At 39.6% G+C, this 20,878-nt stretch carries 16 protein-coding genes; 9 read left to right on the plus strand and 7 right to left on the minus strand.

Going from position 1 to position 20,878, the window contains the following annotated elements; translation table 11 throughout:
• Window positions 1-11: 11 nt before the first annotated feature.
• The 4 genes from GN157_RS09460 to GN157_RS09475 all read right to left on the minus strand — a co-directional run bounded on the left by GN157_RS09460 (window position 12) and on the right by GN157_RS09475 (window position 6,618).
• Window positions 12-2,522 (minus strand): heavy metal translocating P-type ATPase, encoded by a 2,511-nt coding sequence (locus GN157_RS09460; protein WP_157483172.1) that lies wholly within the window; start codon window positions 2,520-2,522, stop codon window positions 12-14.
• A gap of 141 nt (window positions 2,523-2,663) precedes the next feature.
• On the minus strand, window positions 2,664-2,864 hold the full coding sequence (locus GN157_RS09465) for a hypothetical protein (protein WP_157483173.1): 201 nt from the start codon (window positions 2,862-2,864) through the stop codon (window positions 2,664-2,666).
• A gap of 65 nt (window positions 2,865-2,929) precedes the next feature.
• Window positions 2,930-5,707, minus strand: a complete 2,778-nt coding sequence (galA, locus tag GN157_RS09470; protein WP_231749111.1) for a beta-galactosidase GalA — start codon at window positions 5,705-5,707, stop codon at window positions 2,930-2,932.
• A 236-nt stretch (window positions 5,708-5,943) separates the two neighbouring features.
• A complete protein-coding gene (locus GN157_RS09475; RefSeq protein ID WP_157483175.1) occupies window positions 5,944-6,618 on the minus strand; it encodes a Crp/Fnr family transcriptional regulator in 675 nt (224 codons plus the stop codon).
• 104 nt (window positions 6,619-6,722) lie between these two features.
• On the opposite strand from GN157_RS09475, the gene GN157_RS09480 reads away from it, so the two are divergent.
• The 8 genes from GN157_RS09480 to GN157_RS09515 all read left to right on the plus strand — a co-directional run bounded on the left by GN157_RS09480 (window position 6,723) and on the right by GN157_RS09515 (window position 15,354).
• Entirely contained in the window at window positions 6,723-9,104 is a 2,382-nt protein-coding gene (locus GN157_RS09480) for a heavy metal translocating P-type ATPase (RefSeq protein ID WP_157483176.1), read from the plus strand.
• An 83-nt stretch (window positions 9,105-9,187) separates the two neighbouring features.
• Window positions 9,188-9,364, plus strand: a complete 177-nt coding sequence (gene ccoS, locus GN157_RS09485) for a cbb3-type cytochrome oxidase assembly protein CcoS (protein ID WP_084596082.1) — start codon at window positions 9,188-9,190, stop codon at window positions 9,362-9,364.
• Between the two features lies 1 nt (window position 9,365).
• Window positions 9,366-11,567 (plus strand): cytochrome-c oxidase, cbb3-type subunit I, encoded by a 2,202-nt coding sequence (ccoN, locus tag GN157_RS09490; RefSeq protein ID WP_157483177.1) that lies wholly within the window; start codon window positions 9,366-9,368, stop codon window positions 11,565-11,567.
• 6 nt (window positions 11,568-11,573) lie between these two features.
• Window positions 11,574-11,759, plus strand: a complete 186-nt coding sequence (locus GN157_RS09495) for a cytochrome c oxidase subunit IV (protein WP_035135600.1) — start codon at window positions 11,574-11,576, stop codon at window positions 11,757-11,759.
• Between the two features lie 20 nt (window positions 11,760-11,779).
• On the plus strand, window positions 11,780-12,736 hold the full coding sequence (locus tag GN157_RS09500) for a cbb3-type cytochrome c oxidase N-terminal domain-containing protein (RefSeq protein ID WP_157483178.1): 957 nt from the start codon (window positions 11,780-11,782) through the stop codon (window positions 12,734-12,736).
• A gap of 11 nt (window positions 12,737-12,747) precedes the next feature.
• Window positions 12,748-14,166 (plus strand): cytochrome c oxidase accessory protein CcoG, encoded by a 1,419-nt coding sequence (gene ccoG, locus GN157_RS09505; RefSeq protein ID WP_157483179.1) that lies wholly within the window; start codon window positions 12,748-12,750, stop codon window positions 14,164-14,166.
• Between the two features lie 12 nt (window positions 14,167-14,178).
• Window positions 14,179-14,628 (plus strand): FixH family protein, encoded by a 450-nt coding sequence (locus GN157_RS09510; RefSeq protein ID WP_157483180.1) that lies wholly within the window; start codon window positions 14,179-14,181, stop codon window positions 14,626-14,628.
• Between the two features lie 24 nt (window positions 14,629-14,652).
• Complete coding sequence (locus tag GN157_RS09515; RefSeq protein WP_157483181.1) at window positions 14,653-15,354, plus strand: sulfite exporter TauE/SafE family protein; 702 nt, start codon at window positions 14,653-14,655, stop codon at window positions 15,352-15,354.
• Window positions 15,355-15,437: 83 nt separating this feature from the next.
• Here the strand turns inward: GN157_RS09515 and hemN are convergent, their stop codons facing one another.
• The 3 genes from hemN to GN157_RS09530 form a co-directional block, all read right to left on the minus strand.
• Window positions 15,438-16,802 (minus strand): oxygen-independent coproporphyrinogen III oxidase, encoded by a 1,365-nt coding sequence (gene hemN / locus GN157_RS09520; RefSeq protein WP_157483182.1) that lies wholly within the window; start codon window positions 16,800-16,802, stop codon window positions 15,438-15,440.
• Window positions 16,803-16,952: 150 nt separating this feature from the next.
• Window positions 16,953-18,350 (minus strand): di-heme oxidoreductase family protein, encoded by a 1,398-nt coding sequence (locus GN157_RS09525; protein WP_157483183.1) that lies wholly within the window; start codon window positions 18,348-18,350, stop codon window positions 16,953-16,955.
• Window positions 18,351-18,435: 85 nt separating this feature from the next.
• Window positions 18,436-19,623 carry an imelysin family protein gene (locus GN157_RS09530; RefSeq protein WP_157483184.1) on the minus strand — a complete coding sequence of 396 codons (1,188 nt, stop codon included), beginning with the start codon at window positions 19,621-19,623 and terminating at the stop codon, window positions 18,436-18,438.
• A 154-nt stretch (window positions 19,624-19,777) separates the two neighbouring features.
• Here GN157_RS09530 and GN157_RS09535 point away from each other — a divergent pair, with 154 nt between their 5' ends.
• Complete coding sequence (locus tag GN157_RS09535; RefSeq protein ID WP_157483185.1) at window positions 19,778-20,878, plus strand: imelysin family protein; 1,101 nt, start codon at window positions 19,778-19,780, stop codon at window positions 20,876-20,878.

Below are 20,878 nucleotides of genomic sequence, written 5' to 3' on the forward strand. Positions count from 1 at the left end.
TTTCCTCATGATTAATCTAGTTTCAGGTTTTTGATTCGTAAGGAATTCACAATCACTGATACCGAACTCAGGCTCATAGCCAGTGCCGCTACCATAGGCGAAAGTAATATCCCGAACAGCGGATACAATACACCAGCCGCAAGCGGAATACCCAGTGCGTTATATACAAAGGCAAAAAACAGGTTCTGTTTTATATTTCGCATTACACCTTCGCTAAGTTGTCTTGCTTTTACTATACCATGAAGGTCTCCTTTTACCAGAGTAATCTGGGCGCTTTCTATAGCTACATCGGTTCCGGTTCCCATAGCGATACCCACATCGGCTTTAGCCAGTGCAGGAGCATCGTTAATACCGTCTCCCGCCATAGCCACAACCTTGCCCTGTTCCTGTAACTTTTTAATCTCATTAAGCTTGTCTTCAGGCAGGCATTCGGCCATAAAGTGTTTTAACCCCAGTTCGTCGGCTACAGCTTTAGCGGTATTTTTATTATCGCCCGTAAGCATTACCACATCAATACCCTGCTCCATTAGGGCTGCAATAGCTTTTTTACTGGTTTGTTTAATGGCATCGGTAATAGTAACAAAACCTTCTACTTTGCCGTCAATGCTTATGTAAGACACCGTTTTACCCTGTTCCTGCTCGCCTATTACCTGCTGTACTACCTCATCACTAACGGTTGCATTTATTTGCTCCAATAGCTTTTTATTACCTATGGCAATATTTTTATTATAAATAGTGCCTGTTACACCCTTACCGGAAACAGCCTCAAAATCTTTAACCGGACTTAGTTGTGCTCCCAGCTTATCGGCATAATTTACCATAGCCTGTGCCAACGGGTGTTCACTCTGCTGGTTTAGCGAGGCAATAATACCCGACAGATGTTTTTCATTAATAGCTCCAACAGTCACTACTTTTTGTACCGATGGTTTACCTTCGGTAATCGTACCGGTCTTATCGGTTATCAGTACGTTTACCTTAGCCATGTTTTCCAGTGCTTCGGCATTTTTAATCAGTACTCCGTTATGGGCTCCTTTACCCACACCAACCATAACCGACATAGGGGTGGCAAGCCCCAAGGCACACGGACACGCAATAATGAGTACCGCAACAGCATTAGCAAATGCAAATACATAAGCCTCCTGTGCTCCAAATATCGCCCAAATCACAAAGGTTATTATGGCAATACCAATTACGATAGGTACAAAATATCCTGAGATGGTATCGGCCAGTTTTTGTATTGGTGCACGCGAACGACTGGCATCGTTCACCATGTGTATAATTTGTGAAAGCAGAGTATCTTTCCCTACCCTTTCGGCAGTCATTAAAAATGATTTTGAACCATTTATAGTCCCTGAGCTTACTTTGTCCCCCTCGTTTTTACTTACAGGTATAGGCTCTCCTGTAATCATAGATTCGTCAACACTACTACCGCCTTCCTTAACTACACCGTCTACAGGGATTTTCTCTCCGGGTTTTACCCTTAAAATGTCTCCCTCTTTTATATCGTTTATATCGATTACTTTTTCATTACCATCAATTACTATCGTAGCTTCTGTTGGTGAAAGTTTTAGCAGTTCCTTAATAGCGGTATTGGTATGGCTGTGTGCCCTTGCTTCCAGTAACTGTCCCAGTAATACTAATGTCAGGATAACGGTTACTGCTTCAAAATAGAGGTAAACACCGCCTCCGTGCCCCTTAAACTCATCGGGGAAAAGCGACGGAAATAACAAACCAAGCACACTAAAAATAAATGCTGCTGCAGCACCCACACCAATAAGACTAAACATATTTAGCTTCCATGTTTTGAAGGAAACCCAGGCCCTTTCAAAAAACATCCAAGCTGCATAAAATACTACCGGAAGCGATAACACAAACTGAATCCAGTTTGAAACCGTGTGTGACACATATCTTGAAATTGGATTACCAGGAATCATTTCACCCATAGCAATGACAAATACCGGAATGGTAAAAACAAGTGCTATTTTAAACTTTTTCACCAGCATTTTGTAGGTTTCATCTTCCTCCTCAGCAGGTTCTAAGGGAACCAAATCCATACCGCAAATAGGGCATGCCCCCGGCTCATCCTTTATTATCTCAGGGTGCATGGGGCATGTATACTGCTTTTTCTTTGGGGTAAGATCGGGGGCTTTTTCAAGATTCATTCCGCAATCAGGACAACTCCCGGGTTTGTCATACGTTTTGTCGCCTTCGCAAAACATAGGGCAATAGTATTTACCCCCCTCAACCTTATGTGTATGATTGTGGTTGTGGTGGTTTTTATGTTCGTGATGATGATGATTTTCATTTTCCTTTGGCGGCTCTGTACTTATTGTATAATTACCTGCCTGTGAGAGTCTATCCTGAAGTTTTTCTAAAGGGATATGTTCTTCCATAGTAACCTCGGCAACCGGAGGATTAAGCGATACTTTTGCTTCTATCCCCTCTATTTCATTTAAGGTTTTTTCTACTTTGCCACGGCAGCCGTTACAGCTCATACCCTGTATGCTATATGTATGTTTCATAGTCTGTTATAATAAAAAATGACACCTAAAGTATTGATATAAAGGTACTGCTTATTAAAACAACAGCTTTTATGGAATTTTTGGTTTATCCTTTAAAATTTACGCAAAAAAAGCGCTTTACTGTGTAAAGCGCCTATTTGTTTAGTTACGTGAGGGAGTGTACATTTTAGCACTCTTATCTCCGTTAAGTTTTTTTGCCTGTCCGGGTGGTAATGTTTTCTTTTTTGGTGTAACAGCTGTTGACTTAGTCGATGTTGTTACAGTAGTAGTGGTTTTACAGCTTGTAAAAGCTACCGCAAAAACCAGCAATAAAGCTGCCTTAGTTAATTTGTTTAGTTTCATATTTTAGTTATAGTGGTTATTTAACCGACTAAATGTACTAAAAAAACAAATTTAACAATAACTCTTTATTTGGTTTTGCATTTAATTTGCAATTGTTCATCCTTAACTCCTTCAGCTTTTGCAGATAAAATAATATCATTACCACTACCGTTTGTTTGTACAATTACCTGTGCTAATCCGTTAAACAGTTTTCTGTGCCAAGTTCCGGCTGGTGTAACCACCTGAATTACTCCCGGATTGGTATTTACCACATCCCAGTCGTGCTCTTTATAAACCGGAGTAGCAATTATATGTATAGTGTTTGTTCCTTTTTGTAATAATGACTGAGCCAACACAAACTTTTGTTCATCATCAGGATCCGAATTAACCTTTTTACCGTTTATGAATACAGCCGACCTCCCTCCTATTTTCTGATAGAAGAAGGTAACTTTATCTTTAGTCAAATCTCCATTAAGTTCGAATGTACCTTTATATACATAGGCCGGAGCCTGTTTTTTATAATCCCTGTCTTTAAACGCTTCTTTCCATTTATCATCTGCATAAGTCGAAAGTTCATCTGGTAATGTTGCTGTAGTAAGTTCCTGTTCCTGCAGGTTATTGATATTCACTAAGCTTACAGCATCTGTAAACCTGTCCTGTTCTAAAGAGGTTGGGTTACCATTACCCACACCTATTATTTTACCACCTCTTATTATCTCAAAAGTAATATCGTTATCGGCAGTTGGTACAGGTAATCCTTTTTTATCCAGTATCTCAACGGTAATCATAGCTATATCGCTATCGTCGGTTAATGTTTGTTTATCGGCTGTAAGTTTAATAGCCTTAGCCTCTCCTGTAGTTTCCCTTATTTGCTCAAGGGTTTTCTTCCCGTTGTTATATCCTATTGCTTTTAGCTTACCGGGTTGATAGTTTACATTCCACTCCAGGTGGCTGTTAACTTTCATTTTCTTTTTTCCTAAGCTTTTACCGTTAAGGAAAAGCTCTACTTCATCACAGTTGGAATATACCCAAACCGGAATCACTTCTCCTTCCTTCCCTTTCCAGTTCCAGTGTGGTAGCAAATGTAGTACAGGTTCACTTCCCCACCATGATTTTAAGTAATAAACATTATCCTTAGGAAAACCACATACGTCCATCATTCCGAAATATGAAGTAACCGACGGCCATCCGTATGGTGTTGGTTCACCTCTGTAATCAAAACCTGTCCAAATGAACATCCCTGCCAGATAATCACGTTCGGCATAAAATGTCCACCCTTCCTCAATACTGTAAAAAGTTGGTCGGGGTTTACGGTCATAAGCTGCCTGATAATGTTTCTCATCATCGGTAAAGTAAATACCTCTTGTGGCAAAAGTAGATCCTTCTTCGGTTCCCATTCCCGGCTGTTGCTTAAATTCATTGCGATGGGCATCTATATCTCCATTACCAAGATAATTGTAGCCCATTATCTCCACTACCGATGATATACCACTCCTGAAACCGCTACTAATACCAACCGTTACAGGTCTTGTAGGGTCTATACTATGGGAATACTCCTGCATGGTTTGTGTAATGCGTTCCCCTTTTATATTGCCTTCAATATTCCACTCTTCATTGCCAACCGACCAGCAAATGATACTAGGATGGTTACGATCGCGCTCAATCATTTCCTTCACACTTTCCAGGTGTACCTTGTTTATTCCCATAAGTCGGGTTTCATCTATAACCAGCATACCCAGCCTGTCGCAGGCATCAAGCAGTTCGGGTGTTGGCGGATGATGCGAACAGCGATAAGCATTACTACCCATTTCCTTTAACTGCTTAATACGCCAGTATTGCAGTCCGTCGGGCATTGCAGTACCTACACCGGCATGATCCTGATGGTTATTGGTACCCTTTAGTTTTATATTCTTCCCGTTAAGGAAAAATCCTTTTTCGGCATCAAAACGAATGGAACGGATACCAAATGTAGTTTCATACCTGTCGATAACTAACCCGTTCTGTTTTATTTCGGTTACTAACAGGTATAAATTAGGATTATCCAAATCCCATAGTTCCGCATCAAAAATTTTAAATATTGAAGTAACATCTGTGGTTTGATAAAACTGCGGTGCTTTTGTATTTTCTGTAGCCGAATCCACCTGTTTACCCGCAGGGTTAAACACTGTTTGTACTACCTGTATATCTCCTTTATAGTAGCCTTTATTTTCTACCGATACTTTGGCAGTAATCATAGCATAATCAGTATATACATCACTTGTTACATAAGTACCGTTTTGTACCACATGTAACGGGTTTGTTTTTTGCAACCATACATGCCTGTATATACCTGCTCCCTCATAAAACCAACCTTCCTCCATAGAGGCATCTACCCTTACAACTATGGTGTTTTCTCCTCCATAATTTAAATAATCGGTAACATCATATTCAAAGCTATCATAACCGCTTTCTTCAGTTCCTAAATAGTATCCGTTAAAAAACACTTTGGAGTTCCGGAAAACACCATCAAACTTTAGGGTTATAATACGTCCTAAATCCTCTTGAGGAATTTCAATCTTTTTGCGGTACCAGCCAATGTTTCGTTCGGGGAATCCTTTCCCTGCAGCTTTAAAACCATGACTAAAACTACCCTCCTCGGTAAAAGGTTGTTCTACAGCCCAATCGTGTGGTACATCAAGTAGTCGCCATGCCCTGTCGTCAAAACCCGGGGCTGCAGGTCCTTCGCCGTTTCCTGTTTTCGCTAAATAGGAAAAATAAGCTGTGCCATGATTAAAATCTTTTTCGGTATCATACTGATGTCCGAAGTTAAAACGCCAGTCTTTATCTATTTGTATCTTTTCTCTTGTGTTTATATTTTGTGCCATACAGCACGTGGTAAATAATAAAATCAAGCCTAAAGCTTTTATCCTTTGTAAGGCAATCCCCATAACTACTATTAATTTTTGATGCTTAACCCGTAAAAATACCTTTTTTAACCTATTGCCTTTTATAGTATTTTGTCATATCCCCAACTTATATATTCTTTTTTACCGAAAAGATAAAACCCTACAGTTTCCTGTAGGGTTTCCTAATTTATTAGTAATAAATTTTTAAGTTTTACTTACATGCTCCTTAGCTTATTAAAATCTTTAAGGGTAATTTTCTTGCCCGAAAGTTCTATAAGTCCGTTTTTATTAAACTCAGATAATAGCCTGATACAACTCTCTGTTGCCGTACCTACCATACCTGCAATTTCCTCACGGGATAATTTTATCCTAAGGCTCTTGTCCTCGTTAGTACCAAAAGTTTCATAGAGTTCCAAAAGCGTTTCGGCAAGCCTTTGTCTAACCGATTTTTGAGCCATATTAACCAAGTGATCATCAGCTTCTTTTAAGTCTCCGCAAATGGATTTCATAACATTCATGGAAAATTGGTTGTTTCCATTAAAAAAGCCAAGTATTTCGCTTTTTGGCACAAAACAAACCTCCATGTCCTCAAGTGCCACAGCACTAAGGTTTACGGGTTCGTCACTAATCATAGAGCGTTGCCCCAGTAGTTCACCTTTAGCCACCAATTTTAAAATTTGCTCGTTACCGTTCTCACTAAGTTTTGAGAGTTTGCAAACACCATCCTTAATACAAAAAATGCCGTTAACATTTTCACCTTCACTAAAAATAGGCTCACCTTTTTTGATAATATAAGATGTTTTACAGTTGGCCATTTTGAGTAGCTCTTCCTTATTCAGCGCTTTAAGTGAGCTGAATTCCCTTACAATACACTGGTCACATTTACTCATAGGGCAATTATTGATTAGTTGTACAAATGTACTGATTGTATGACAAATATCATATTTTATTTTTTGGCTGTGTCTCAACTTTGTATCAGGTAAATGAGCAGATTATGGACACGCAAAATTGTTATCATTGCGGGTTAGGCTATGCAGATAAAGATGAAATTGTTTTTAACGACAAGTCTTTTTGCTGTAATGGCTGTAAAACCGTATATGAGATTTTTACCCTTAACGGGCTTACAGATTATTATTCTTTTGAAAAAACACCGGGTGCCACCCCAACCGAAATTAACGGCAAGTACGATTTTCTGGAAAATCAGGAAATCGCATACCGCCTGTTAGAGTTTCATGAACAGGACACCCATATTGTTTCACTTTACATTCCGCATATTCATTGCAGTTCCTGTATATGGATACTGGAAAACCTCAACAGGCTTAATATAGGTGTAAGCAGTTCGCAGGTAAACTTCCACAATAAAAAGGTACGCATAGTTTACAATCCCGAAAAAACAACCCTTAAAGAAATTGTACACCTGCTATGTAATATAGGTTACGAACCCTACATAAGTCTGGACAATTATGAAGCCCGCAAAAAAAAGGTAAACCGCGAACTTATCTATAAACTCGGGGTAGCCTTCTTTTGTTTTGGTAATGTAATGCTGTTATCCTTCCCGGAATATTTTGAGATGGAAGAATACTGGCTGGACAATTACAAAGGCTTTTTCCGCTGGTTAATTTTCGGGCTTTCTCTTCCGTCATTTCTGTATGCCGCTAGCGGATATTATATATCAGCATGGAAAAGCATTAAAACCGGAATGCTCAATATAGATGTACCTATTGCACTTGGTATAATAGTTATGTTCATAAGGAGTACCGTAGATATTATTTTCGGTTACGGGCAGGGCTTTTTTGACAGCCTTACAGGGCTGGTGTTCTTTATGCTTTTAGGGCGTTTGTTTCAGCAAAAAACCTATAACTTCCTTTCTTTCGAAAGGGATTTCAAATCCTATTTCCCTATTGCCGTTACCAAGATATTGCAAGACAAAAGTGAAACATCTGTATCGGTATATGATGTGGCTGCCGGAGACAGGCTGCTTATACGTAATCAGGAACTTATTCCTGTAGACGGTATACTTATTAGTGACGATACAGCGATTGATTACAGCTTTGTAACCGGTGAAGCCGACCCAATAAATAAAAAATCAGGCGATAAGCTTTTTGCCGGAGGAAGACAAATAGGTAAAATAATAGAAATGGAAGTGCTCAGCTCGGTATCACAAAGCTATCTTACACAGCTTTGGAGCAATGATATATTTACCAAAAAAGACAGACAGGACTATAAAACCATAACCGATACCATAAGCAGGTATTTTACTCCTGCCTTACTTATTATTGCCGGCCTGTCTTTTGTTTACTGGGCATTTATAGACCTTAACACTGCCTTTAATGTATTTACCGCGGTACTTATTGTGGCATGTCCCTGTGCACTGGCATTAAGTGCTCCTTTTACACTGGGTAATATACTCCGCATTATGGGGCGTAAAAAACTATACCTTAAAAATGCCACAGTAGTAGAACAAATGGCTAAAGTTGATACTATAGTTTTTGATAAAACAGGTACAATAACCACCAATAAGAAATCAGATATAGTATATGAGGGAACTCCGTTTACCGATGATGAACTCCTGCTTATCAAAAACGTATTAAGAGGATCTAATCATCCTTTAAGCCGAAGGTTATACGACTTTCTCCCTACTACAGATACACTACTTACTGATGATTTTACCGAAACCATAGGTAAAGGAATCAAAGGGAAAATAAATGGTAAGCAAATCAAAATCGGTTCGGCTCATTTTATAGGTCTTACTAAACAACTTACCCTCCAAACGGCAGTATATATAAGTATTGACGGTGAGTTTAAAGGGAAGTATGTTTTCGCCAACAGTTACCGCAATGGCGTAAAAGCCCTGTTTGAAAACCTTAGTAATAATTACGAGCTCAAAATACTATCGGGCGATAACGAGGGGGAGCGCGAAATACTCAAGCAACTCTTGCCACCCGATACCCGATGCATTTTTAACCAGAAACCCGAACAAAAACTGGCTTTTATAGAAAACCTGCAAAAGGAAGGTAAAAACGTAATGATGATAGGCGACGGATTAAACGACGCAGGGGCTTTGGCACAAAGTAATGTGGGTATATCGGTATCTGAAGATATTAATGTGTTCTCCCCCGCCTGCGACGGTATACTGGATGCTACCAAATTTGAAAGCATTGCCTACTTCCTTAAACTATCTAAAAAGGCTATTAAAACCATCAAAATGAGTTTTGGTATTTCCCTAACCTATAATGCCTTTGGACTTACGGCTGCCATAAGCGGAAAACTATCTCCGTTAACCGCTGCTATTGTTATGCCGCTAAGTACCATAACCATAATAAGTTTCGTGACTATTATGAGTAATTATTATGCTAAAAAAGAATCAAAAAATTAATGTAAAAAAATGTGTGGGCATGACAAATATCATGTTTTTTCCTGCTGCCCCACAGTAGTTTTGTTAACACAAATTAATTAGGTATGAGTGTCATTTATTTACTAATCTCCATCAGTATCGTTGTGGCAATACTGTTCTGTTTTGCCTTTATAAAGGCCGTAAAAAGCGGCCAGTATGACGATGACTACACCCCGTCTGTAAGAATGCTTTTTGACGACGAATTAAAGAAAAAAGAAAACAATCACAATAACACAAATTAATATGGAAGTGCAGCAATTTTATTATGACAATAAAATAGTTAAAAAATTCCTCTATGCCACAATAGTATTTGGTGTGGTAGGGATGCTTGTGGGCTTGTTAATAGCCTCTATGTACATGTTTCCGGGATTAACCGAAGGTATTTCGTGGCTTAGCTACGGTAGGTTAAGACCCTTACACACCAATGCGGTAATTTTTGCCTTTGTGGGTAACGCCACATTTGCAGGGATTTATTACTCTATGCAAAGGCTGCTTAAAGCCCGCATGTTTAGCGATTTTTTAAGTAACGTAAACTTTTGGGGCTGGCAGCTTATTATTGTAGCCGCAGCCATATCACTTCCTTTAGGATACACCACTTCAAAAGAATATGCCGAACTGGAATGGCCTATAGATATTGCTATCGCTATTGTTTGGGTTGTTTTTGGTATCAATATGATAGGTACTATTTTAAGGAGAAGGGAGCGCCACCTGTATGTAGCTATTTGGTTTTACATCGCAACATTTATAACCGTTGCTGTTCTACACATCTTTAACAGCCTTGAACTTCCGGTAAACGGAATGAAAAGTTACTCTGTTTATGCCGGTGTACAGGATGCCCTTGTACAATGGTGGTATGGTCACAATGCCGTGGCATTTTTCCTTACAACACCATTCCTTGGGTTAATGTACTACTACCTGCCTAAGGCAGCTAACAGACCGGTATATTCTTACAGACTGTCTATTATTCACTTCTGGTCGTTAATCTTTATCTATATATGGGCAGGACCTCACCACCTGTTATACTCTGCCCTGCCAGACTGGGCTCAAAACCTGGGTGTGGTGTTCTCAATAATGCTAATCGCTCCGTCATGGGGTGGTATGATTAACGGACTACTAACTTTAAGAGGAGCTTGGGATAAAGTACGTACAGATCCTGTTTTGAAATTCTTCGTAGTTGCCGTTACCGGATATGGTATGGCTACGTTTGAAGGACCAATGCTTTCGCTTAAAAATGTAAATGCTATTGCTCACTTTACCGACTGGATTGTGGCTCACGTACACGTAGGTGCACTGGCATGGAACGGTTTCCTAACCTTTGGTATGATTTACTGGTTAATACCAAGAATGACAAAAACATCACTATACTCTGTTAAGCTTGCCAACTTCCATTTCTGGATAGGTACACTGGGTATTATATTATATGCATTACCTATGTATGTTGCCGGATTCACTCAGGCATCTATGTGGAAACAGTTTAATCCTGATGGTACTCTTAAATACGGTAACTTCCTTGAAACTGTAAAAGAGATTATGCCAATGTACTGGATGAGAGCCATAGGTGGTACTCTGTTCGTAATAGGTTTACTGGTACTGGTATACAACATTATTATGACAGTTCGCCAGGGTAAGGCTGTTGAAGACGAACTTGCCGAAGCTCCTGCTCTTGAAAGAATAACAGGTAAAAGAATGAAAGGTGAGAAATTCCACCCTTGGTTGGAAAGAAAACCTATACAACTTACCATACTGGCTACTATCGCCATACTTATAGGTGGTATTATACAAATTGTACCTACCCTAATGGTAAAATCTAACATCCCTACTATCTCTACGGTTAAGCCATATACTCCGCTGGAGCTTGAAGGTCGTGACCTGTACATAAGAGAGGGTTGTGTAAACTGTCACTCTCAAATGATACGTCCGTTCAGATCGGAAGTTGAACGCTACGGTGAGTACTCCAAATCAGGCGAATATGTGTACGACCACCCATTCCTTTGGGGTTCTAAACGTACCGGACCAGACCTAATGCGTATAGGTGGTAAATACAGTGACAACTGGCACTTTAACCACATGTGGGATCCGCAAAGTACATCGGCAGGTTCTATAATGCCATCTTACAAATGGCTGTTTGACAACAAGAAAATGGACCGAAGCGAAATTGAGAAAAAAATGCAGGTAATGGTAAAACTTGGTGTACCATATACTGATGAGGATATTGCCAATGCACAACAGGCTATGAACGAGCAGGCTACTAAAATTGAAGAAAGTCTGCATGTTGACCCTGATTTTGTAAAAAGTTATGAAGCCAGCAAAAAAGCGGCACAGGCAAACGGTGAAGAGTTTGTCCCGATGAAAGACAGGGAAATCACAGCACTTATTGCTTACCTGCAACGCCTGGGAACCGATATTAAAATTAAACCGGCCGCTACTGCCAATAACTCAAAATAATAAGTCATGCTAAAGTTTATAAAACACAATATGGATACCATCTCAGGGATTGAGGTGTACCCTATCATATCGCTGCTTATTTTCTTCATCTTCTTTGTATCACTATATACCTGGGTGTATACCTACAAAAAAGACAAGATAAACGAAATGAGTAACCTACCGTTTTCAGATAACGACAACGACAACCAATAGTTGAACATAAACTTATAACTATGAAAAAATTTATACCGGTATACGTAAGGGTTCCTGTAATTTTTGCCCTCGTTTTCATGGCACTGGAGTACTTTATAGATTCGGGAGACAGACCTGCATTCCTCAAATATCCTGAAGTATCCATCTTCCTGTTTATCTTTTTGTTCCTTCAAATAGCCATTGAAATTACCATAAGTGCTATCGACAAGGTTACCTACAGTATTCTTACCGATGAACAAAAGAAAAAACTGGCTGAGGCCGATGCTTTAGATTTTACCGATTCTAAACTATTTAAAAAAATAAAAAGCTGGTTTGTAAAAGTTAAACCTATTGAGGAAGAAGGAGAAATACTGCTTCATCATGATTATGACGGAATCAAGGAATTGGACAATGTTCTTCCGCCATGGTGGATTAACCTTTTCTATGTAACCATAATATTCGGATTGGTCTATCTGGTTAAGTACCACATAATGGATGGAGCTGATCAGAAAAAAGAATTCGAAATTGAAATGGAAGAGGCTCGCATCGCTGTGGAAGAATACAAAAAAACAGCTAAAGACCTTATTGATGCCAACAGTGTTACACTACTTACAGATGAGGGTGACCTTGCCGCAGGTAAGAAGATTTTTGAAACTAACTGTGTAGCCTGTCACAGGGCAGATGGTGGTGGTGCAATTGGTCCAAACCTTACTGATGAGTACTGGATTTTAGGTGGCGGAATTAAAAATGTATTCCACACTATTACAGAAGGTGGTCGTGACGGTAAAGGTATGGTGGCATGGAAAGGTACACTTAAACCATCAGAAATTCAGCTGGTAGCAAGTTATGTATTGTCTTTACAGGGCACAAATCCTGTAGACCCTAAAGCTCCTGACGGAGAAATATGGAAAGACGAAACCAAAACCGATGGCGACCAGCCAACAGAAGAAGCTAAACAGGAAACAACAGAAGAAACACCTGAAGTAGCAGCAAACTAAAGCTAAATACCATGAGCAATATACAGGAAGAAGAGTTTAGGGACAGGATAGGAACCATAGATCAGGAAGGTAAACGATCATGGGTATACCCCAAAAAACCTTCGGGTAAACTATACAGGTACCGCAAATTAGTTAGTTATTTTTTGCTCCTCTTCCTGTTTGCTGCTCCGTTTGTAAAAATAAACGGGAACCAGTTTTTAATGTTCAATGTGCTGGAACGCAGGTTCAACATATTTGGTTTCCCTTTCTGGCCACAGGATTTTCACCTGTTTGTTATCTCAATGATAATCGGGGTGATATTCGTAGCACTGTTTACGGTAGCCTTTGGACGTATTTTCTGCGGATGGATTTGTCCGCAAACCATATTCATGGAAATGGTTTTCCGTCGCATTGAGTACTGGATTGAAGGCGACAGAAATGCCCAGATAAAACTGGAAAAGCAAAAATGGAACGCCGAAAAAATCAGAAAAAAAAGCCTTAAATGGTTTGTGTTCTTTGTAATATCATTTTTGATTGCCAATGTGTTCCTTGCCTACCTTACAGGTAGCGACAAACTTATACAAATGATTACCGAGGGGCCGGGGCAACATGTAAGTACTTTAATTGCCTTACTGATATTTACCGGAGTATTCTACTTCATTTATATATGGTTCAGAGAACAGGTGTGTATCATTGCCTGCCCCTACGGAAGGCTACAGGGTGTACTGCTGGACGACAAATCTATTATCGTTGCTTACGACCATAAAAGAGGCGAAGGCGAAAACGGACGCGGCAAAATTGTTAAAAATGAAAACAGGGCTGTAACGGGTAAAGGTGACTGTATAGACTGTAAACTGTGTGTACATGTTTGCCCTACCGGTATCGATATAAGAAACGGAACCCAACTGGAGTGTATTAACTGTACTGCCTGTATTGACGAGTGTAACACGGTAATGAACAGGGTTGGTTTTCAGGAAGGACTCATTCGTTATGCCAGTGAAGATGAGATTACCAAAAAGGAAAAATTTGTTTTCACTGCCAGGATGAAAGGCTACACTGCCGTACTGTTTATACTTATGGGCATATTTACCGGAATGATGTTTTTAAGAAACGATGTTGAGGCAACTGTATTACGCCTGCCGGGACAATTGTATGAGCATAAAGGTGAAAACATAAGTAATGTATTTACCTACAAAATTATAAACAAAACCACAAAAGACTTTAATGATGTACACTTTAAGCTAAAATCGCCTAAAGGAGAAATAAAAGTGGTGGGAGCTTCTCATTTTACTGTACCAAAAGCAGGTACTGCACAGGGAACTCTGTTTGTGGAAATAAACGAAGCGCTTTTAAAAAGCGACAAAACTAAAATACGCCTTGAGGTTTATGATGGTGACAGACTTATAGAAACCGAGTCGACCAACTTTTTAGGCCCAAGGACATTTAACTAAAACCTAATGATTATGAAAATTAACTGGGGAACGGGAATCGTAATCGCATTTGCTCTCTTTATGAGCTTCATACTGTTTTTTGTATTCAGGGTACAATCAGACAGGAAATATGACAACGAACTGGTTGTGGAAGATTACTACAAACAGGAAAGAATATTGCAGGATCAGTTAAACAGGCAGGAAAATGCCGTGAGCCTGCAACATCAGGTAAAAATAAACAGTACCGAAGCCGGTGTGGAAATAGAGTTTCCTGCCGAATTTGATACTGCCAAAATAAAAGGAAAAGTGTTCCTGTACAGGCCGTCTAACCAAAAGCTGGATATTGAAAAACCAATATCAATATCTGCTTCTAATCTGCTCATACCTAAAAGTGATTTGGTAGGCGGCCGCTGGAACATTACTGTAGACTGGGAATATGAAGGTAAAGGCTACCTTAATAAAAAAGAGGTCACAGTGTACTAATTAACAAAACTAAAAAATAAGAGTATGTTATATTCAGCTCTTTTATTAGGATTAATATCAAGCCTGCACTGCATGGGCATGTGCGGGCCCATAGCCATGATGCTGCCGGTAGACCGAACCAACGAAACCAAAAAAACGATACAAATACTTTTGTATCATGCCGGCAGGCTCACGGCCTACGGTTCACTGGGTTTAGTTTTCGGACTCCTGGGCAGAGGGCTTTACCTTGCCGGGATGCAGCAAAACATGGCCATAGCATCGGGAATCATCATGATAACCATAATTGCCATACCGGAAAAAAAGTTTGCCAAATACAACTTTTCAAAACCGGTATACAAAATAATAAGTAGTGTAAAAAGTAGCCTTGGAGCCCAGTTTAGAAAAAAAACCAATAAAGCGATATTTGTAACCGGGCTCCTTAACGGCTTTTTACCCTGTGCACTGGTATATGCTGCCCTGTTTGGCGCAATAGCTATGCAAAATGCACTACTGGGAGCTTTATTTATGGTACTGTATGGACTGGGTACTATCCCTATGATGAGTGCAGTTGTATATGTAAGTACCATGCTTACCTCTCCTTTTAGAAATAAGATAAATAAACTTATCCCCTATGCAGTTGCCATTATTGGCGTATTTTTTATTGTAAGGGGACTTGGGCTGGGTATCCCCTATATTTCACCGGGTAATACCAGCCTTTATGTACAGGAAATACCTCATTGCAGGTAGTTTTAAAATGATAGTTCGACAAATCGAAAAAGCCTCTTAATCAAATAAGAGGCTTTTTCTTTGGTCAGGTTGTAAGGAGTGATTTAAACAACCATCGAAAACAACTTGGTTTCCGGCGCTTTCCTTTTCAGCCTTAAATCAAAGGCCATACAAATATTTCTTACATAGGCTTTACCAGCTTCGGTAACAGTGATACTGTTTTTACCAAACTCCAGCAGCCCGTCATTTTCCATTTCCTTCAGGCTTAATAATGTTTCAGGCAGTTCAGGGAAATAAAGTGAACTATCTTCCCATGATGTTGTAAAACTGCACATAAGGTTTAAAATATGCCTTCTTATTATAAGATCTTCATCGGTTAATAAGTGCCCCCTAAAAACCGGAAGCTCATTAAGTTCTATTCTTTTATAGTAATCCTCAAGTACTTTTTCATTTTGTGCAAAGGCATACCAGCTATCACTAATTGAAGACACCCCAAGTCCTATCATAAGTTGGGTTTTAGAGGCACTGTAGCCCATAAAATTACGGTGCAGTTTACCTTCTTTATAAGCTGTGTACATTGCATCGCTTTTAAGAGCAAAATGATCCATACCTATTTCATAGTAATCATTTTCATCAAGGAGTTGTTTACCTATTTCATATAACATACGTTTCTCCTCATCTTTAGGCAGATTCTTTTCGTCATAACCGCGTTGCCCGTTACCTTTTATCCAAGGCACATGAGCATAACTGTAAAATGAAATCCTATCGGGATTCAGGGCTTTGGTTTTCTCAATGGTGTCTACCATAGTTTCCACCGTTTGGAACGGAAGTCCGAAAACCAAGTCATGACTTATAGAGGTATATCCTATTTCCTTTGCCCAAAAAGTAACTCTTGCCACATTTTGAAACGGCTGTACACGGTGAATGGCTTTCTGTACAATAATATCGTAATCCTGTACCCCGAAGCTCACCCTTCTGAACCCTAAATCATATAAGGTTTGCAGGTGCTCCTTTGTGGTATTATTAGGATGCCCTTCAAAACTGAATTCATAATCGGGTGCTTTTACAGCCCTGTCAAAAATTCCGTTTATAAGGATCTCTAAATTCTCCGGACTGAAGAATGTAGGTGTTCCTCCACCCAAATGAAGTTCTTTTACTCTTGGTTTTTCGGGTAACAAATCACAATACATATTCCACTCGTTAAGTACTGCTGTTATGTATGTGGTTTCTACCTCATGCCTGCGGGTTACCCTTTTGTTGCATCCGCAAAAAGTACACATGCTTTCACAAAACGGTAAATGGATGTACAGGCTTATACCCTCGGTTGCATTACTTTCGTCAAAAGCCTGTAAAAAACTCTGTTTCCAAACGTCTTCGGTAAAGCCGCCATTATCCCAGTATGGTACTGTAGGATAGCTGGTATAGCGTGGCCCCGGAACGTTATATTTTTGAAGTATATTATTTTCCATTGTGACTGATTTATTTGAATATCAAAATTATACCACACGCTACTGCTAAAAAATGACAATTGTCATGTAGCCGATTTTGGAAAATAAAAAATCCGCACGGGTTGCCCTATGCGGATTTCGGTCAGATTTTATTAAATAGTGTAATAAAATTTAAAGTGAATTAAGGAATTTAAGCAGGTCTTCCCTTTCGGAAGCCGAAAGTTCCTTAAACATGTTTTTGGCGGTTTGCGCCTCGCCACCGTGCCATAAAATAGCCTCAGTAATGTTACGCGCCCTTCCGTCATGCAGGAAGTTGGTATGCCCGTTTACGGTTTCAACCAATCCTATACCCCATAATGGCGGAGTTCTCCACTCACTGCCTGTTGCCAGGTAATCAGGAGCATTGTCTGCCAGCTCAGTACCCATATCGTGTAAAAGCAAATCAGTATACGGCCTTATGGTTTGGTTAGCATATCCTGAAATGTAGTAACTGTTTCCTGTATCCACTTTCGGGATATGACAAGCCACACAATTAATGTCATTAAAAATTTGCTTTCCTCTTAATACCGACCGGTCGTCATAATTCCTGCGGATAGGAACAGAAAGCGCACTGGAGTACAATACCATCCTGTTAAAAGCAAGTTCTGGTATTTCAGGATCACCTCCGTTAGGAATAGTACTACAGTCTACACCCGGTGGGCAGTTTTCCTCAGGGAATACAGGAGAAGTTATCCCCATATCACCACTAAGTGCGCCTGCAACCTGTTGCCTTACATTAGGCTGATTGGCTTTCCAGCCAAAACGGCCCATGCGTTGTGAGTTGCTCTCTACATCATATACATAGTTTGCCCTTCCTGAAATTCCGTCACCATTAGCGTCAAACTCATCGGCAAAAGAAAGCCATGTAGCCTCCGGTACTGCCTCCAGAAGTCCTAAACCAACAATCTGGTTAGCTATACGTGGCGAAATTTGCACGTTTGAAGCAAGGCTTCCGTAACCAAGATCGGTTACGGTATATGTTGGTTTTTGCAGTTCTACGGTAGTACCGTCTGCAAAAGTTTCTGTAATCGTTTGGTAAACAATGGTCATCTGTCCTTCACGAACAGGCCCTAAAATTACGTTGTCCTGTAACTGACCTCCGTAAACCGGATCGGGCAAGGCAGCCCCGTGAGCATCAACCCCCGGAACACTAAACCTGAAAAGAAGTCCTCTTCCAAGTTCGCCATCATACATAGGCGGGCGTCCTCTACCATCTTTAAAGTGACAACTGGAACAGGCAACAGCATTATAAAAAGGTCCTAAACCATCGCGCGCCGTAGTGCTTGATGGTGCCGAAACCCAAGTTTGCCTGAAAAAAGAATTACCTACCCCAAAATCAGTAGACTGATCTGGTGTTAATCCTGAGTAAGCAAAACCAAAAGCCTCTTCGGTTGCATTGTTTACGGTAGCCACACCACCGGAATACTGTTCTCCCTCTTCAGGAGAGAGGCTTACATAATCTTCATCATTATTGCTGCACCCCATGATAAAAAGGGAAGCTAACATTACTGAACAGATAACTTTTTTCATTTCCTTATAGTAACAGCAAAGTGCCCATCTTTAAAAAAGAGGGCACTTTGATATGATTTAATTTGCGTGTAAAACTACTTAATAGTTACTCTATATCCAAGTTAAGCTTAGCTGCTCCTGCTAATAAGTTAGCCCCTAACTCCTGTTGTAAATTAAGTACAGCTGCTTTTACTTTTGCTCCTTCTTCTGAAGTTGCACCGCCAGAGATAGCATAATCAAATGGTATAGCGATCGCTGCAATACTAGCTTCTGTAGTAGTTATAGCTGCATCTGTATTTTGAGCTGTTTCAGCATCGGCCTGAGCTACAAGATCTTCAAGAGAAGCACCTGATACAGAACCATACTCACCTCTGTAAACATTAATTACACCTTTATAGTTTAGGTAAACATCTCGGTGAGTGTTATCACTAAAGCAAGAGTGCTCATCTTCCTGATCCATGTTAGCAAGAGCCACATCCATACGCTCAACAGCAAGTTCGGCTGCAGCAAGAGTAGTGATACCTAAATACATATTTTGTAAAGCCTCATCTTCCGGTAAAGCAAGAAAAACACCTCTGTATTCTCCACCTTCTTTCCACTGGTCAACAAGGTAAGAAAGGTGATCTGTAAGTAAATCAGCACATACTACAAGGTACTCACGTCTTCTGTCTTCATTAAGTGCTGTTCCGCCTTCGTCAACAAAATCAGTATAAGCTCTCTGTCCCGGTAAATTATCTGCAGGAGCAGTTAAATCCTGTCCCCATAATAAGAACTCAATAGCATGGTAACCTGTACTGATGTTTTTCTCACCACCATCTTCGTTAAGACTAATAAGAAGATCCTTAGTAATTTCAGGGAAGTTTTCTGTATCGTTAATAATACCACCGTTTAAAACAGCACCGTTATTGTCTACATAGTCAATATAATTTTCATCAAGCGGCCATGCGTTAAGTAAGCCTTCCGGTCCGTTTTCATCATCAATTGGTCCGTTAGCAAAACGAAATGCCTCGGTAGTTCCGTAACTTTCCCTTGCATCTCTCCATTTGTTTTTAGCTTCAGTAAAATTAGCATCTGTAGGCTCTCCAACAAAAGTGTTGATAGCAGTTTCAAGTGCTACTGCATCATCATAAGCGTCCTTATAATTTTGGTAAACGATATTAGCGTAGTTCTCAATTACTGCTGATTTAGTCACCTGATTCCCCGCAGGTGTACTTTGATCGTCATCACTGCTACAAGAAGCTAATAGTAAACCTGCTGCTGCAACAAATGATAATCCAAAAGTAAGTTTTTTCATTATTTAAATATTTGGTTAACGTTATTTAGATTTATTAAAAACAAGGCAAATGTAAAAACTTATATAATATCTCAAAAGAAATTGGGGATAAATTATTTATAATAATTATAGATAAGTGGTTTCAGTTTTTTATTTTTGCAAAAATTTTTTAGAAATGAAAAAAATACTTGCGCTATTTATTTTGGCAGTAGTTGGATTAGGATGCTCATCTAATGATAATGAAGAAGTTAACAACACACCTACTTTTGACCGTAGTGCCATACTTGTAAACTGGGCCGATAATATTATAATCCCATCTTACGAGAATTATACTGCAAAAGTTACCACTCTAAGTGAAAAAGCTACAGCATTTACACAAACTCCTGATGAAGCAGGACTTGCAGAATTAAGAACTGCATGGCTTGATGCTTATATTGCTTACCAATATGTAGCAATTTATGATTTTGGAAAAGCATCCCTGCTTTACCTTAAATTAAGTGCTAATACTTACCCTACCGATGTTGACGGAATTGAAGCTAACATTGCTTCGGGCAGTTATAATCTTGGTACACAAATACAGTTTAGCCGTCAGGGGTTCCCTGCAATAGACTATTTAATATATGGTACAGGTACAGATAGCGAAATTATTGCTTCTTACAGCAACCAGGCAACTACCGATTACCTAAACGCTATAATAGCACAGCTAAAAAGTATTGCTGAGCAGGTTACTAACGACTGGAACGGAGCCTACAGAGATACTTTTGTAAACAACAACGGAACTTCGGTTACAAGTTCTGTAAACGTTACAACAAACAACTTTATTAAGAATTTTGAAAAAGATGTTAGAAGCGGTAAAGTAGGTATACCTGCAGGCGTATTCTCTAACGGAGTTACTTATGCAGACAAAGTAGAGGCTTATTATAAAAACGATGTTTCAAAAATGTTACTTACTGCTGGCATAAAAGCACAACAGGACTTTTTTAACGGTAAGGCTTTTAACGGTACAACAACAGGTGCGAGTCTTAAAAGTGCACTTGATGTTGTAAATGCTGTTAGAGACGGACAAAATCTTAGCACTATAATCAACAATCAGTTTGGTACAATAAATACTGCTGTAAGCGCACTTAACGAGAGTTTCTCTAACCAGATTACTCAGGATAACAACAAAATGCTTACTGCTTATGATGCCATGCAACAAAATGTAATTTACCTTAAACTGGATATGATGCAGGCTCTTAATATTACCATTGATTATGTAGATGGTGACGGTGATTAA

The organism is Flavobacterium rakeshii, assembly GCF_009741375.1.
Taxonomy (GTDB): domain Bacteria; phylum Bacteroidota; class Bacteroidia; order Flavobacteriales; family Flavobacteriaceae; genus Flavobacterium; species Flavobacterium rakeshii.